13 protein-coding genes are annotated in these 14,959 nt (G+C 36.2%); 5 read left to right on the top strand and 8 right to left on the bottom strand.

Going from position 1 to position 14,959, the window contains the following annotated elements; all coding sequences use genetic code 11:
• Positions 1-269: 269 nt before the first annotated feature.
• The 5 genes from PHP31_02475 to PHP31_02455 all read right to left on the bottom strand — a co-directional run bounded on the left by PHP31_02475 (position 270) and on the right by PHP31_02455 (position 4,845).
• Positions 270-899 carry a hypothetical protein gene (locus tag PHP31_02475; GenBank protein ID MDD3738146.1) on the bottom strand — a complete coding sequence of 210 codons (630 nt, stop codon included), beginning with the start codon at positions 897-899 and terminating at the stop codon, positions 270-272.
• Positions 900-1,088: 189 nt separating this feature from the next.
• A complete protein-coding gene (locus PHP31_02470) occupies positions 1,089-2,450 on the bottom strand; it encodes a Mur ligase family protein (protein MDD3738145.1) in 1,362 nt (453 codons plus the stop codon).
• 2 nt (positions 2,451-2,452) lie between these two features.
• The gene (locus tag PHP31_02465; GenBank protein MDD3738144.1) at positions 2,453-3,124 is read right to left on the bottom strand and encodes a YggS family pyridoxal phosphate-dependent enzyme; all 672 of its coding nucleotides are present in this window, start codon (positions 3,122-3,124) and stop codon (positions 2,453-2,455) included.
• A gap of 11 nt (positions 3,125-3,135) precedes the next feature.
• The gene (locus PHP31_02460; protein ID MDD3738143.1) at positions 3,136-4,386 is read right to left on the bottom strand and encodes a DUF1015 family protein; all 1,251 of its coding nucleotides are present in this window, start codon (positions 4,384-4,386) and stop codon (positions 3,136-3,138) included.
• Positions 4,387-4,425: 39 nt separating this feature from the next.
• Positions 4,426-4,845, bottom strand: coding sequence for a four helix bundle protein (locus tag PHP31_02455; protein ID MDD3738142.1), 420 nt, complete (start codon positions 4,843-4,845; stop codon positions 4,426-4,428).
• A 160-nt stretch (positions 4,846-5,005) separates the two neighbouring features.
• On the opposite strand from PHP31_02455, the gene PHP31_02450 reads away from it, so the two are divergent.
• The 3 genes from PHP31_02450 to PHP31_02440 are packed head-to-tail and all read left to right on the top strand — an operon-like array spanning position 5,006 to position 8,772.
• The gene (locus tag PHP31_02450; GenBank protein ID MDD3738141.1) at positions 5,006-5,539 is read left to right on the top strand and encodes a hypothetical protein; all 534 of its coding nucleotides are present in this window, start codon (positions 5,006-5,008) and stop codon (positions 5,537-5,539) included.
• A gap of 1 nt (position 5,540) precedes the next feature.
• Positions 5,541-6,431: a 4-hydroxy-tetrahydrodipicolinate synthase gene (dapA, locus tag PHP31_02445; protein MDD3738140.1), complete on the top strand. Its 891-nt coding sequence runs from the start codon at positions 5,541-5,543 to the stop codon at positions 6,429-6,431.
• Between the two features lie 25 nt (positions 6,432-6,456).
• Positions 6,457-8,772 carry a M14 family zinc carboxypeptidase gene (locus tag PHP31_02440; GenBank protein ID MDD3738139.1) on the top strand — a complete coding sequence of 772 codons (2,316 nt, stop codon included), beginning with the start codon at positions 6,457-6,459 and terminating at the stop codon, positions 8,770-8,772.
• Positions 8,773-9,402: 630 nt separating this feature from the next.
• Here the strand turns inward: PHP31_02440 and PHP31_02435 are convergent.
• The 3 genes from PHP31_02435 to panB form a co-directional block, all read right to left on the bottom strand.
• Complete coding sequence (locus tag PHP31_02435; GenBank protein MDD3738138.1) at positions 9,403-9,909, bottom strand: flavodoxin; 507 nt, start codon at positions 9,907-9,909, stop codon at positions 9,403-9,405.
• A 153-nt stretch (positions 9,910-10,062) separates the two neighbouring features.
• A complete protein-coding gene (locus PHP31_02430) occupies positions 10,063-10,803 on the bottom strand; it encodes an RNA pseudouridine synthase (protein MDD3738137.1) in 741 nt (246 codons plus the stop codon).
• The gene (panB, locus tag PHP31_02425; protein ID MDD3738136.1) at positions 10,790-11,608 is read right to left on the bottom strand and encodes a 3-methyl-2-oxobutanoate hydroxymethyltransferase; all 819 of its coding nucleotides are present in this window, start codon (positions 11,606-11,608) and stop codon (positions 10,790-10,792) included. The genes PHP31_02430 and panB overlap by 14 nt, the downstream gene beginning before the upstream one ends.
• 133 nt (positions 11,609-11,741) lie before the next feature.
• On the opposite strand from panB, the gene PHP31_02420 reads away from it, so the two are divergent.
• Both PHP31_02420 and dnaK read left to right on the top strand, forming a co-directional pair.
• Positions 11,742-12,752 carry a DUF4249 family protein gene (locus PHP31_02420; protein ID MDD3738135.1) on the top strand — a complete coding sequence of 337 codons (1,011 nt, stop codon included), beginning with the start codon at positions 11,742-11,744 and terminating at the stop codon, positions 12,750-12,752.
• 249 nt (positions 12,753-13,001) lie between these two features.
• Positions 13,002-14,906, top strand: coding sequence for a molecular chaperone DnaK (dnaK, locus tag PHP31_02415; protein ID MDD3738134.1), 1,905 nt, complete (start codon positions 13,002-13,004; stop codon positions 14,904-14,906).
• The last annotated feature ends 53 nt before the right edge of the window (positions 14,907-14,959 follow it).

Here is a 14,959-nt window from a genome sequence, read left to right as displayed (position 1 = left end):
CTTACGCACCTTTAATGTAATAATAATTTATACTATAAATTGTTCGGTGCTAACGCACCTTTTTGCACTTTGATCAGCCATAAACTACACGACACACGACACGCAACACGCAACACGCAACTCGCAACACGCAGCACGTACCGCCAAAAGCTAAAATCTAAAAACCTCTTCAATCTTCAAGCCATCCCAATTCCCACCGCTCGCTCGATTTTGCAAATCGAGCGCGGTAAACATTGGCTTTTAAGGTTTCAATCTTTTTATATTACGTCTCAAAATTTTATTTCGGGATAATCATCCTCATCCAATCCCCAAAATGATTGATAGTCCAAGTTAATTTTTACCACCTGTATATTTGCATTTGTGTTATCAATTGCGTCTTTTTCCATAACATTAACTTGTTCTTTGTTTAGTTTGCCAACATATTTTGCCCAATAAATAACAACTATAAAGTCAGCATTATTATCTACGGTTATTGTGGTTGGGTTACCTTCTAAGTCGCACAACCCTGTGTTAATATCGTCAAAATTAAAATTTTCGTTTATCTTATATGTTTTATTTTTATCTAATCCTAAAATGGCTCTAAAAGCAGGCGCATTACAATCTAGAATAGTATCGCGATAAGTGATATTATCTAAATTTTTACTAAATATTAAAACTTCTGGTACACCTCCACCTGAAAGAGACATTTGATTTTGAAAACTATCTAAATTCTGAGTTGTAAACACATTATCCGATGTCATATCTTTCTTTTGCATGTATTTGCGTAAAGACTCTGTGGTTTCAATTCTCGGCTCATGCGCTCCTGAGTATACCAAGAGTAATTTGGTGCCTATTTTTTTGCAACCGCCTGTCATTAACAACACTAATACTAGGCTAAATATTGTTATCTTTGATTTCATAGTAAAACAACTGTTTAATGATTCATGATTTAATTAATTGACACAAAATTAACAAATTAACATTAATTTACAAATCATTTCAAATTATTTTTTCGTTATGTGATTATGAAATATCTAAAAAATGAAAGCACAACACAAACCACTTCAACAACAGCTAACAGCCAACGGCTAAAGGCTAACAGCCAAAAGCTAAAAGCCAAAAAACTCTTCAATCTTCAGTCCATCCCAATTCCCCGAACTCATCATCAACAAGTTGGTATTGTTGTAGTTTTGGTTTAGTAAAAATTGTTTTAAATCAGTCGGGTTGGTTACGACGTTAAGGTCGTTTCGTCCGAATTGCTCTTTTACATATTCCGCATCTAAATCGGGTAATCGTTTGAGCTGTAGTGCGTGTGGCGAAAAGTACACAAGTGCGACATCGGCTTTTTGCATGGTGTTTTTATAATTTACCAAAAACTCTTTGCTCAGACTGCTGTATGTGTGGAGTTCAAAACACGCAATCAATCTGCGTTCGGGATATTGCTCCTTGACAGCATTTAGCGTTGCCATAAGTTTTGAAGGCGAATGAGCAAAATCTTTATACACCACCGATTGAGAATTTTCATACACTTTTTGCAATCGGTTTAAAGCTCCTTTAAAATCGGAAATAGCATTGTAAAAATCTTCTTCGCTTACGCCAAGTTGCGAACAAACATTTTTAGCCGCCTCTATATTAAGCAAGTTGTGTTTACCAAAAACCGATATAGTATATTGATTTCCGCTGTCGCTGGTAATGGTTGTTTTTCCGTTTCTGACTTCGTGTTTTGGTAAATTGTACGAAATAATGTTTTTGCAAGCAAAATCATTATTTTCAATCAGTTTTACGATATTTTCGTCGTCGTTGCAGTAGATTAATGTTCCGTTTTCGGGAATAAGTTGCATAAATATTTCAAACTGCCGCAAATAGTCTTCAAAAGTTATAAACACGTTGGCATGATCCCAAGCTATACCGCTAACAACTGCGACATCTGGCATATATACGTGAAACTTTGGACGTTTGTCCATGGCTGAAGTCAGGTATTCGTCTCCTTCCAAAACAATGTATTTATTGTCAGTGGTGAGTTTAACCATAACTTCGTAACCTTCTAATTTAGCACCAACCAAGTAATCGACATCTATGTTCAGTTTGTTTAGCACGTGAAGTATCATAGCTGTAATTGTGGTTTTGCCATGACTTCCACCAATAACAACACGGGTTTTATCCAAACTTTGTTTGTAAATATATTCGGGAAAAGAGTAAATAGGTATTCCAAGCTCCTTTGCTTTATGCAACTCGGGATTATCGCCTTTGGCGTGCATGCCAAGTATTATCTCATCGATTGAATTATCGATTTTATCGGGAAACCAGCCCACATTTTCAGGTAGTATGCCGTGTTTGCTGAGATTTGTACGAGCCGGATCAAAAATCTCGTCGTCGCTACCTGTAACGTCGTATCCTTTAATTTTAAGAGCAATAGCCAAGTTATGCATGGCACTGCCTCCTATTGCAATAAAGTGTACTTTTTTACTCATTACTAATTTCTTTCTCCAAAAATAGATGAACCAATTCTGACCATTGTACTGCCTTCGGCTATTGCTATTTTGTAGTCGTTGCTCATACCCATAGATATTTCGGCAAACGAATCTCTGTCTGAGAAGAACTCGTTTTTTAATCTATCAAAATAACTTCTCAATAGTTTAAACTCTTTTGCAATGGCAATTTCATCGTCTGTAAAAGTAGCCATTCCCATAACGCCTTCAATATCAACGTTTGGATATTTTGCAAAAAAATCTTTATCAAATAGTTTCAAAACTTCATCAATATCAAAACCTTGTTTGGTTTCTTCTTCGGCAATATGAAACTGTAATAGGCATTTTGCCTTAAAATTATTATTCGAAGCAACTTTATTTATCGTGTTTAACAATCTAACATTGCTTACACTATGTGTTAGCGTGATTATTGGTAGAATTTGTTTTACCTTGTTGGTCTGAAAATTACCAATAAAATGCCACTGAATATCCTCAATGTTGATATTTTCGTTTTTAACAACCAACTCCTGAGCTCGAGACTCGCCAAATATGCGATGTCCGGTGTTGTTGTACAAACAAAGAATATCTTCAAGGGGTTTTAGTTTTGAAACTGCAACAATCTTAACATCAGACGGTATAGATTGTCTGATGTTAAGAAAATTATCTACTATTTTCATTTAATAAAAATTTAGTCCAAAGTATGAACAACCAAACCGCTTCTTAATTTAGGTTCAAACCAAGTAGTTTTGGGTGGCATAATATTGCCGCTATCGGCAATATTGATAAGTTGTTGCATAGTAACAGGATAAAGTGCAAAAGCAACTTTCATTTCGCCCGAATCGACTCTGGTTTTAAGCTCGCCCAAACCTCTGATACCGCCAACAAAATCGATACGCATGCTGGTACGTAGGTCTTTAATGCCAAGTATTTCGTCTAATACTAAGTTCGACAAAACAGTAACATCAAGCACGCCAATAGGATCGTCGTCGTTGTATGTTCCTTCTTTTGCAGTCATACTGTACCATTTTCCGCTTATGTACATTGAAAAGTTATGCAATTTGTTTGGTCTGTAAATTTCGGTTCCAACTTCAACAATATCGAAGTTCTTTCTCAATTTCTCAAAAAATTCTTCCTCTGTAAGTCCGTTCAAATCTTTTACAACTCTGTTGTAATCAATTATTTTAAGTTGGTCGGCGGGGAAAATAACAGCCATAAAATAGTTGTATTCTTCATCACCTCTGTGATTAGGATTATTAGCCCTTTTTTCTTGTCCTACTAATGCAGCTGCAGCTGTGCGGTGGTGACCGTCGGCTACATACAAGTAAGGAATATCTTTGTCGAAAATATCAACTATTTCGTTTATAACATTGTCGTCGTCTATAATCCAAAAGTGATGTCCAAAACCGTCGTCGGCAACAAAGTCGTACAATGGTTTCTTGGTATCAACCACGTTGGCTATAATTTCATCAATTCTTTTGTGAGGAGGATAAGTAAAGAAAACAGGCTCGACGTTGGCATTTGTAATTCTAACGTGAATCATTCTGTCTCTTTCTTTATCTTTACGAGTAAGTTCGTGCTTTAAGATTTTTTCATTAAAGTAATCATCGATATTTGCACAAGCAACCAAACCGTATTGAGTACGACCATCCATTGTTTGAGCATACAGATACAAATTCGGCTTTGTATCTCTAACAAGCCATTTGTTATCCTGAAACATTTGAAAGTTTTCAACAACTTTTGCATATACCTCATCACTGTGTTCGTCAACACCTTCGGGTAAATCGATTTCAGCTTTTGTAACCCTTAGCAATGAATAAGGATTTCCTTTAGCTTCAATTCTAGCTTCGGCAGAGTTCAACACGTCGTACGGACGCGATGCAAGTTTTTTAGCAATTTCTACAGGTGGTAGTAGTCCTTGAAAGGCACGAATTTTTGTCATATTTGTTTTAATTTATTTAAGTTAAAAATTTATTTATTTTTACTCACATGAGTTTGAGTTATTGTTATTATTATTTCTTCGTAATGAATTAATTAAGGCTCCTATCATCTTAACCAACTCTATTAATTGATTTCTTAATTCTGTTTCTACATCTGACGTGATATAGTTCAAATTGGCAGCAATGGTAACATGTACCACGCTTTCAACCAAAGTGTATTTTGCACGTTTTAAACCTTTTATAAATTCCATTTTACTTTTCAAACAGCCTGATGCAATGTAAACAGGTATTGCTACCGAGGCTTCCAAAATTTTATTGATAAATTCGGCATCAGAGCTTACCGAACTCGACAATACTTGTTTCGCAAAAACACTATGTTCAATAGCTTTGTTGTATACTCTTAGGTTTTCAAACCTAAAGAGATTTTGTTCATTGGGAATTTCGGTATCTGTTGTTTTCATAATAATAAATATTTAATAAGTGTGATAAAATAATTTGCTAATTTAACATTTTCCTAAAATAAATTTATTTTAATAAAATGTTTTTTAAAATTTATTACATTTGTCAACTTGCAACAAAGTTATACATATTAATAATATTATATAAAATTATTGTTAAATAATGAATTTGATAAAAAACATATTTGTCAATTATTACTTAAAAAAAACATCTGAAGTCATTGATAAACCTATAAACTTCGACTTCAACGAAGTTTCAGATGTTTTGTTGATTGGGCAAATTAATAATGCTACCAATTTGGGAATGTTCAATAACATAATAAATCAATTTAAGAGTTTGAATATTAACGCCATGTGTATTGTTTTTTCAGAAAAGAAAAAATTGAATGCACTAAATTCTAACGAAAATATACACACAATCGGATTATACGATTTTTCATACAAATTGCAACCAAAAATTGATAGCATAAAAAAAATCCTATCCGATTCATATTATTTAAGCATATGCTACCCTATTGATTTTACTCCTTTTCAGAAACTTATAATAAAAAAAATAAATTCCAACTGCAAAGTGGGTCCCTTCACCGAAAACCACGATTGTTTTAACTTAATGATACACTACGACAAAAATGACGACACTTTTGCAGAATATACACAAACGACAATAAATTATTTACAAAAACTAAAAACTGAATAAAATGAATAATGTATTTAAAGGCACCGGTGTTGCCATAGTTACACCATTTCACAAGCACGGCACTGTCGACTTTTCGTCCTTAGAAAATTTAGTCGAGCACATAATTAAAGGCAAGGCTTCATACATTGTAGTACTGGGTACGACAGGCGAAGCGGTAACTTTGTCGAAAGAAGAAAAACTAGCCGTTTCTTCATACATAGTTGAAGTTGTTAACAATCGACTGCCTCTAGTTTTGGGAGTTGGAAGCAATAATACCCAAGAAGTAATAAACACGTTTCATCACTCCACGTTAATAGAATCCTTTCAAGCTATTATGTCGGTTACGCCTTGTTACAACAAGCCTCAGCAAAAAGGTTTGTATTATCACTATAAAAATATTTCGGCTGCTTGTCCTTTGCCAATCATTATGTACAATGTGCCGGGACGAACTTCGGTTAATATGACTGCCGAAACTACACTTAAAATTGCTCAGGAGTTTCCGAATATTATAGGCATTAAAGAAGCCAGCGGAAATATGGCTCAAGTTATGAGTATTATTAAAAACAAACCCGATAACTTTTTGGTAATTTCCGGCGATGATCTTTTGGCGTTGCCTATTATCGCCGCCGGTGGCGATGGCGTTATATCGGTTGCTGCAAACGCATTTCCCGATATTGTATCACAAATGGTTAACTTTGCCTTAGACAAGAACTTGGAAAAAGCTGTTCCGCTACACTACAAAATGTTAGACTTTGTCAATGCTATTTTCGAACAAGGAAATCCATCGGGAATTAAAGCTGCTCTGGAAATATTAGGACTTATACAACAATATGTCAGACTACCTCTCGTTAAAGTAGAAAAAACTTTATACAATAATATTGCAAGCATAATTGAAACTTTAAACAAAAAATAATTACACAAATCTATAACACACAACCATGCGCAAAAATTTATATTTACTATTCTGCTCCTTGTTCGTGTCGCTATTGATGTACACAAACAACTCCAATAGCCAAAGTTTAACCGAATACCAAAAAGCTCAAAACTATATTTCTCAAAGAGGTGAAGTGTTTTTCTGCTTCCCTAATAGCGATGTAGAGCTGACTAAACAAATCTCAAAATACATTTCTATAGACAAGATCGTTAATGATACGGTTTTCGCCTATTCTAATCAAAAAGGATTTGATAAAATACTCGACTATAATATAGATATAAAGACTTTGACACCGCCTTCATTGCTTTACAGCGTAAAAACTGCCGATTATGTCAAAGGAAGCTATGCTTGGGACTACTACCCTACTTACGAGGGCTTTGAGACTATGATGCATGATTTTGCCAACGACTACCCCGATATATGTAAACTTCTGATTATAGACACTTTACAAAGCGGTAGAAGGCTCATAGGTGTCAGAATTTCAGATAATGTTAACGAACAAGAAAACGAGCCGGAGTTTTTATACTCAGCTACAATGCATGGCGACGAAACAACAGGTTATGTGCTTATGCTCCGACTCATAGATTACCTGCTGTCTAATTACGGCGTATTGCCGCGTGTTACCGATATTGTTAACAACACCGACATTGTCATTTTCCCGTTGGCAAATCCCAACGGCACGTACCGCGCAGGTAACCACACCGTTAACGGAGCTACCAGATACAATGCCAACAACGTCGACCTTAACAGAAACTACCCCGACCCAAAAGACGGTCCGCACCCCGACGGAAACCCATGGCAAGAAGAAACTATTGCGTTTATGAACCTTGCCGATAATAATAATTTCGGCATGGGAGCTAATTTTCACGGTGGAGCCGAAGTTGCCAACTACCCATGGGATACATGGTCGAAACTTACTGCCGACGACAACTGGTGGAAGTTTATTTCGAGAGAATACGTCGATACCGTCCACAAATACTCGCCTTACAACTATTTCAGCGGCTTTAATAACGGTATAATAAACGGATACCAATGGTATAGCATAAACGGCGGAAGGCAAGACTATATGAATTATTTTCAAAATTGCAGAGAATTTACTCTAGAAATTTCAAATACTAAGCTACTGCCAACAAGTCAGCTCAATAACCATTGGGAATATAATTATCGCTCGTTTTTAAATCATATAGAGCAAGCCCAATACGGACTGCACGGTGTTGTTACCGACTCCATCACCGGCGCCCCTTTATACGCCAAAGTTAATATAGCTTTGCACGATAAAGATAACTCGTTTGTGTATACCGATAAAGATGTAGGTGATTATCATCGATATTTAAAAGCCGGTACTTACGATGTTACCTATTCGGCTTTCAGTTATACCCCTAAAACTTTTCAGGTTACCGTTAATGATTTTGAAACTACAATTCTAGACGTACAACTGTACAATGGCGCGTTACACGCCAATTTTACTTCCGATACAAACAGAACCTATATTGACGGCAGCATTGCGTACGAGAGTTTGGTTGCCGGCAACCCCGACAGCTTAAGATGGCACTTCGAAGGCGGAATCCCAGCTACATCAGTGAACTTCAATCCTGTTGTTACGTATCCCGAAAGTGGAAACTTTTCAGTAAAACTCATTGCTTACAAAGGTTCTTTCACCCATAGCGTTTTTGAAGATAATTATGTTGAAGTCATGCCTTGGCATATATCCAACAACAAAACTTATAGCTTATGCGAAGCTAAATTTGTTGACGACGGCGGCTTGGAAAATAACTACAGCAACAACCAAAATAGAACAATCACTTTTGTTGCAGACAGACCCAATCATAAAATTTGTGCTAAGTTCAACAGTTTTAATACCGAAGAAATTGGTGGCAACTGCATTGACAAACTTATTGTTTACAACGGAGCTGACACAAATGCTGCAGTTATTGCAGAACTTTGCGGAAGTACATTGCCCAACGATATTAGCTCATCAAATTCGGATAATGCACTAACCTTTCAATTTATATCTAATGATGCTGTAACCGAAAGCGGATGGGATATCGACATTACATGTGTTGATTATACTAATATCAATGACTTTGAAAATCCGGAAGTAAACATTTATCCTAATCCTGTTACAGGAAACATTATAAATATTGAAACCCTGTCGCCTATAAAATCGGTAATATGTTTTGATGTTTCAGGCAGATTTGTTTTCGGAAGCAAAAATATTAGCAATAACTGTTTATATCATAACTTAGATAACGGAGTTTACAGTCTGAAAATTGAAACGCAAAACTGTACGGTTACTAGGAAGGTTATTGTAAATAGGTAGTTTTTTATTGTTATCTAATAAATATCTTTAACTACAAGGTGGCTGTTGGCTATTGGCTCTTAGCCTTTGGCGGCACGAGTTGCGTGGTGCGTGGTTCGGGGAGTTTCTAGTTATGAGTTTCGAGTTTTGAGTGTTTGCGATTTTGTTTGGCTGTTTTGTGATAAACGAACTTCACTCTTTTCGTTTAGATTACCTGTTATAGTAAGAAAAGCAATAGCCAAAAATTTAGCTTTTAAAAGATGGCATACATTTCTTCTGAATGGAGTTCGAAATAAATCCTTAGTGAGAACGGGAAATTCCGAGCTTGCTCGGAAATCACCCGCACGAACTTAGGATTTATGAGAACGTAATTCAGAAAAGAAATGTCAGCCTTGACTTTTTGGTTCTTTTGTGTCACCCGAGTACCGTATAAACGGTACGAGAGCATTGAGTACCTTTAAAATTAATACTGAACGAAATAACACAAAAGAACATAAAAGGAAATAGAATAAAATTGCCAAAAGAAAGGCTGTAATGAATTGGTATACCGACTATTTAATGACCTGTTAAGCCTTATTATCAATAATAACAAAAAAAAGAGCCGTCTCACATCAAGACAGCTCTTTTGGGGAATTAACATTAACAATTTTATTAACTAAAATTTGGTAGCACTGTTTTTAGCCAGTTATCAACCCTACCTTCAGTTAAATCGCTTTCATTGTCTTCATCAATAGCCAATCCGACAAATTTGTCGTCGATAACCGAATCCGACTCATCGAAAGAATAACCTTCAACAGAAACTCCTTCAATAATTTTAGGACCGTTCTCTTTTATTGCATTGTACAAATGACTCATGCTTCCGCAAAACGAATCGGAGTTGCTTTGCGAATTGCCAACTGCAAAAAGAGCTACGTTTTTTCCACTCAAGTCCAATTCTTCCAAATCAGATAGTAACACTTCCCAGTCGTCTTGCAAATCGCCAAAACCCCAGGTTGATGTTCCTAAAATTAAGTTGTCGAAATTTACTAATTCGGCTATATCTATATCAGCTACATTAAATACTTCTACTTTATCTCTGCCTATCTTGTCGGCTATAATATTTGCAACGTTTTCGGCATTTCCGGTTGTTGACCCGTAAAAAAGTCCAATCTTTTTCATAATGGTTTATAGTTTTTAAATTAATATTTACAAATTATTTCATTGCAACTTAAACAAATACTTTGCCAAATTTTGACGAAAATGTTTACAGCACAAAACAGATTTGTTAAAAAAACATAATCATATATTTATATGTATCAAAATCGTAGTAATTTACAGTTGTAGCATGCTATCGCGAAACAAATTAAAATATTCCTTGTCCAATGGTTTTGAAGTTATGCTAACTTCTTGCTTGCTGACCGGATGGATAAATTTAAGACTATACGCATGAAGCGAAATTGAACCATCGCCGTTTGTACGTTTTGAGCCGTATTTAACATCGCCTTTTATAATGCAGCCAATGTTGGCAAGCTGACAACGTATTTGATGATGACGACCGGTAAGCAACTCAACTTCCAATAACGATAGTGTTTTGCCTGTAGCTAGTAACTTGTATTTCAATTTAGCTTCTTTTGAATTTGGAGTTCCCGACGATACAACAAAGCTCTTGTTTTTATCGCTGTTGCGAAGCAAATGATTTATAAGCATATCCTCTGTTTTGGGTGGAGTTCCTTCTACAACAGCTAAATATTTTTTCGACACTTCCGAACTTCTGAACATATTATTCAATCGGGTTAATGCTTTTGAAGTCTTGGCAAAAACCACAATACCGCTTACAGGACGGTCGATACGATGAACTACTCCCAAAAATACATTGCCGGGTTTGTTATACTTAACTTTCAGATAATTTTTAACAAAATCGCTTAACGAATCATCGCCGGTACGGTCGCCCTGCACAAGTTGCGACGATTTTTTATCTATAACGATAATATGATTATCCTCAAAAAGTATTTCTAATTCTTTATCTATTCTATTGTTATTTGATGTATTGCTAACGCTATTAGTATTGCTCATCGGCATTAGGAAAATTAACTGCTTTTACATCGGCAATGTATCTTTGCACTGCGTCTATTATATCAGTATTAAGATTGGCATATCGGCGTAGGAAACGTGGAGAAAAATCTTGAGTAATGCCTACCATATCCTGAAAAACTAAGACTTGCCCATCTACACCGCTACCGGCTCCAATACCTATAATAGGAATTTCGGCATTGCGAGTTACTTCTTCAGCCAATATTGCAGGAATTTTTTCTAAAACAATTCCAAAACATCCAAGTTCTTCCAACAGACGCGAATCTTCTATTAATTTTTTACTTTCCTTATCGTCTTTTGCTCTAACGGTATATGAACCGAATTTGTTTATCGACTGCGGTGTGAGTCCCAAATGTCCCATAACAGGAATTCCTGCATCAATAATGCTTTTAACAGAATCGGCTATTTCAACGCCACCTTCTAATTTTAAAGCACTTGCACCGGTTTCTTTCATTATTCTGATGGCTCCGTCTAAAGCCTTTTTCCAATTTCCCTGATAGCTTCCAAAAGGCATGTCAACTACAACCAATGCCCTACTTACGGCACGCACAACTGATTTAGCATGATAAATCATTTCGTCTAAGGTTATAGGTAGGGTGCTTTTATAACCTGCCATAACATTTGCAGCCGAATCGCCAACCAAAATAGAATCTATTCCCGCTTTATCCATAAGCTTCGCTGTTGCATAATCATAAGCAGTGAGCATAGAAATTTTTTCACCGCTGTTTTTCATTTCTTGTAGTACAAGAGTTGTTATACGTGGTAGTTGTTTGAATTTACTTTCCATTTTTATTCTTTTTAGAAAACGCCACAAAGTTAAACTTTATTTTTAATCGGCATTATGCTTTTGGTTTTAGATTTTTTTTAACTTTGCAGGTTTGTTACTTAAAACATTAAACAAGCTACACTGACCGTATATTATGAATAGAATTTTTTTTAAAATCTTTGGCATAACCCTTATTATTTTTACATTTTTATCGTGCAAAAACGACTTCGACCTTAATGCGGAATATAAGGAAATAAATATTGTTCATGGCATATTAGACTATCAAGATACAACTCACTACCTTAGAATTAACAAAGCATTTTTGGGAGAAAATAGCGCTATTGAATATGCCAAAATTTTAGACTCTTCGTTTATAAACAACGCCGTTGTTAAAATTATGGATTCTTCGGCTAATGGTGTTGTTGAAATTATCTTCGACACTATTACTCTGTACAACAAAAAAGAAGGCGATTTCTACGCACCAAAACAAATAGTATATAAAGCCGACTTCTTAATCAATAATGACCATACGTACAAACTTATTGTCGATAATTCTGCCAGCGAAAACATTACTTCTGCCGAAACAAAACCCCTTGGCAACTTCAACTTCACATCGTATAATGTTACCGGCTACACATTTAGCATTAATAATAGCAAAGACAGAAGAACCGATATTGAATTTTCAAATTCAAATCATGCTAAACGCTACAAACTTGATATAGTTTTTCACTACAAGGAATTAAGAAGTAATTTTGACACAAGCTATTCGAAAATTAAATGGAGCCTACCCGAAGTTATGGGCTCTAATACTTCCGGAAGCGGACGTTCGCGTGTCTCATTTTTAGGAATAGAATTCTATAATTACTGTTTATTCGCTATTCCCTACTCCGACCCAAACATAGAAAATGCTATAAAAAAGCGTTTGGTTCACAAATTTGAGCTTACGCTAACTGCTATTGACGAAAATTTGAGCATATACTTAGATGCCGCTAAAAACAGCGGAAACTCAATTATTGAAACACCAATGTACACTAATATAAATAATGGATATGGTATTTTTGCTTCGCGAAGACAAATAGTCAGAACATACGATGTAAGTAAAAGTACCGAATTTATATTAACATCCGAAGAAGCTATGCAACCTCTTAAATTTATCCCTTATTAATTTAAAGTAATAACTGTTTAAAAGTCGTATTATTTCACTTGTCAAAATCGGAAAGTGTCATTTTGTCATTTGCCGTATTTTTCTCGTTTTTTACTTCAATACACTGATTTTCAATCTGTTGAAATTAACACAGCCTTAAAATTTCAGTTTTTAGGTTAAAAAATTGCATCGTGGCATAATGATTGACAACATAAGGGTACGAAATCGAAATAATAAACTTTTAATAAAATTTTAAATAATATAAATAAAATGGGAAAAATAATAGGAATAGACTTAGGAACAACAAACTCGTGCGTATCGGTTATGGAAGGCAATGAGCCTGTAGTAATTCAGAATAGCGAAGGAAAACGCACGACACCTTCAATAGTTGCCTTTACTGACAACGGCGAAAGGAAAATCGGAGACCCGGCAAAACGTCAGGCTATAACAAACCCAAAAAAGACAGTTTTTTCAATCAAACGTTTTATGGGCGAAACCTACGACCGTATAGCAAGCGAATTGCCACGTATCCCTTACGAAGTTGTTAAAGGCGAAAATAATACTCCACGTGTTAAAATCGACGACCGCAATTATACTCCGCAGGAGTTATCGGCAATGGTTCTTCAGAAAATGAAGAAAACCGCCGAAGACTACTTAGGACAAACCGTTAACGAAGCTGTTATTACAGTACCGGCTTACTTTAACGACTCACAACGTCAGGCTACAAAAGAAGCCGGCGAAATTGCAGGACTTAAAGTCAGACGTATCATCAACGAGCCTACAGCAGCTGCATTGGCATACGGTCTTGATAAGAAAAACAAAGATATGAAAATTGCCGTGTACGACTTAGGTGGCGGTACTTTTGATATATCTATATTGGAATTAGGCGATGGAGTTTTTGAAGTAAAATCTACTAACGGCAACACTCACCTTGGCGGTGACGACTTTGACCATAGAATTATGGATTGGCTTGCCGAAGAATTTATGAAAGACGAAAACATAGACCTCAGAAAGGATCCTATCGCTTTGCAACGATTGAAAGAAGCTGCAGAAAAAGCTAAGATAGAACTTTCAAGTTCAACTACAACGGAAATAAATCTTCCGTACATTATGCCTGTTGACGGTATTCCAAAGCACCTTGTCAGACAATTAACCAGAGCTAAATTTGAACAACTTATCGACGATTTGGTAAAAGCTTCTATAGAGCCGTGCCGCATAGCCGTTAAGGATGCAGGCATTGATGTGAGCGACTTAGACGAAATCATTTTGGTTGGAGGTTCTACACGTGTTCCGGCTATACAGAACGCAGTAGAAAAATTCTTCGGAAAAGCTCCTTCAAAAGGCGTTAATCCCGACGAAGTTGTGGCTATAGGTGCTGCTATTCAAGGCGGCGTTCTGACAGGCGAAGTAAAAGACGTACTTCTTCTTGACGTTACACCTCTATCGCTTGGTATTGAAACCTTAGGCGGAGTTATGACAAAACTTATTGACGCTAACACTACCATCCCGACAAAAAAATCGGAGATATTCAGTACCGCAGCTGATAATCAGCCTTCAGTTGAAATACACGTGTTACAAGGAGAAAGATCTATGGCTAAAGACAATAAGAGTATAGGTCGTTTCCACTTAGACGGTATTGCTCCGGCTATGAGAGGTATTCCACAAATTGAAGTTACCTTCGATATCGACGCAAACGGTATTCTAAACGTTTCGGCTAAAGATAAAGGAACAGGCAAATCGCAACAGATTAGAATTGAAGCATCTTCGGGACTTTCGGATAATGATATCAAACGTATGAAAGAAGAAGCCGCAGCAAACGCCGAAGCTGACAAGAAACTCAGAGAAGAAGCTGATAAGATTAACCAAGCCGACAGCATGATTTTCCAAACGGAAAAACAACTTAAAGAGTTTGGCGATAAACTTCCAGCCGACAAAAAAGAAGTTATACAAAACGGTGTAAATAAACTTAAAGAAGCTCACAAAAACAGAGATATTGCTGCTATCGACGCTGCTATGGCTGAACTAAACCAAATATGGCAAGCAGCCAGCGAAGAAATGTACAGAAATACTGGCAGTGCCGATGCAGGTCAGCAAGGACCTACCGACAGCTCCGCAGGCAGCGATAGCCCTAACAACGACGAAGTAACCGATGTGGACTTTGAAGAAGTAAAGTAATCTGTAAGCATAATCGATAATTAAAAATAGCGGAAAGACAGAGTTTTACCGCT

The organism is Lentimicrobiaceae bacterium (assembly GCA_028697555.1).
Taxonomy (GTDB): Bacteria; Bacteroidota; Bacteroidia; order Bacteroidales; family UBA4417; genus UBA4417.
The sequence above is the reverse complement of the archived record's forward strand: the minus strand, read 5'-3'. Positions and strand labels throughout refer to the sequence as shown.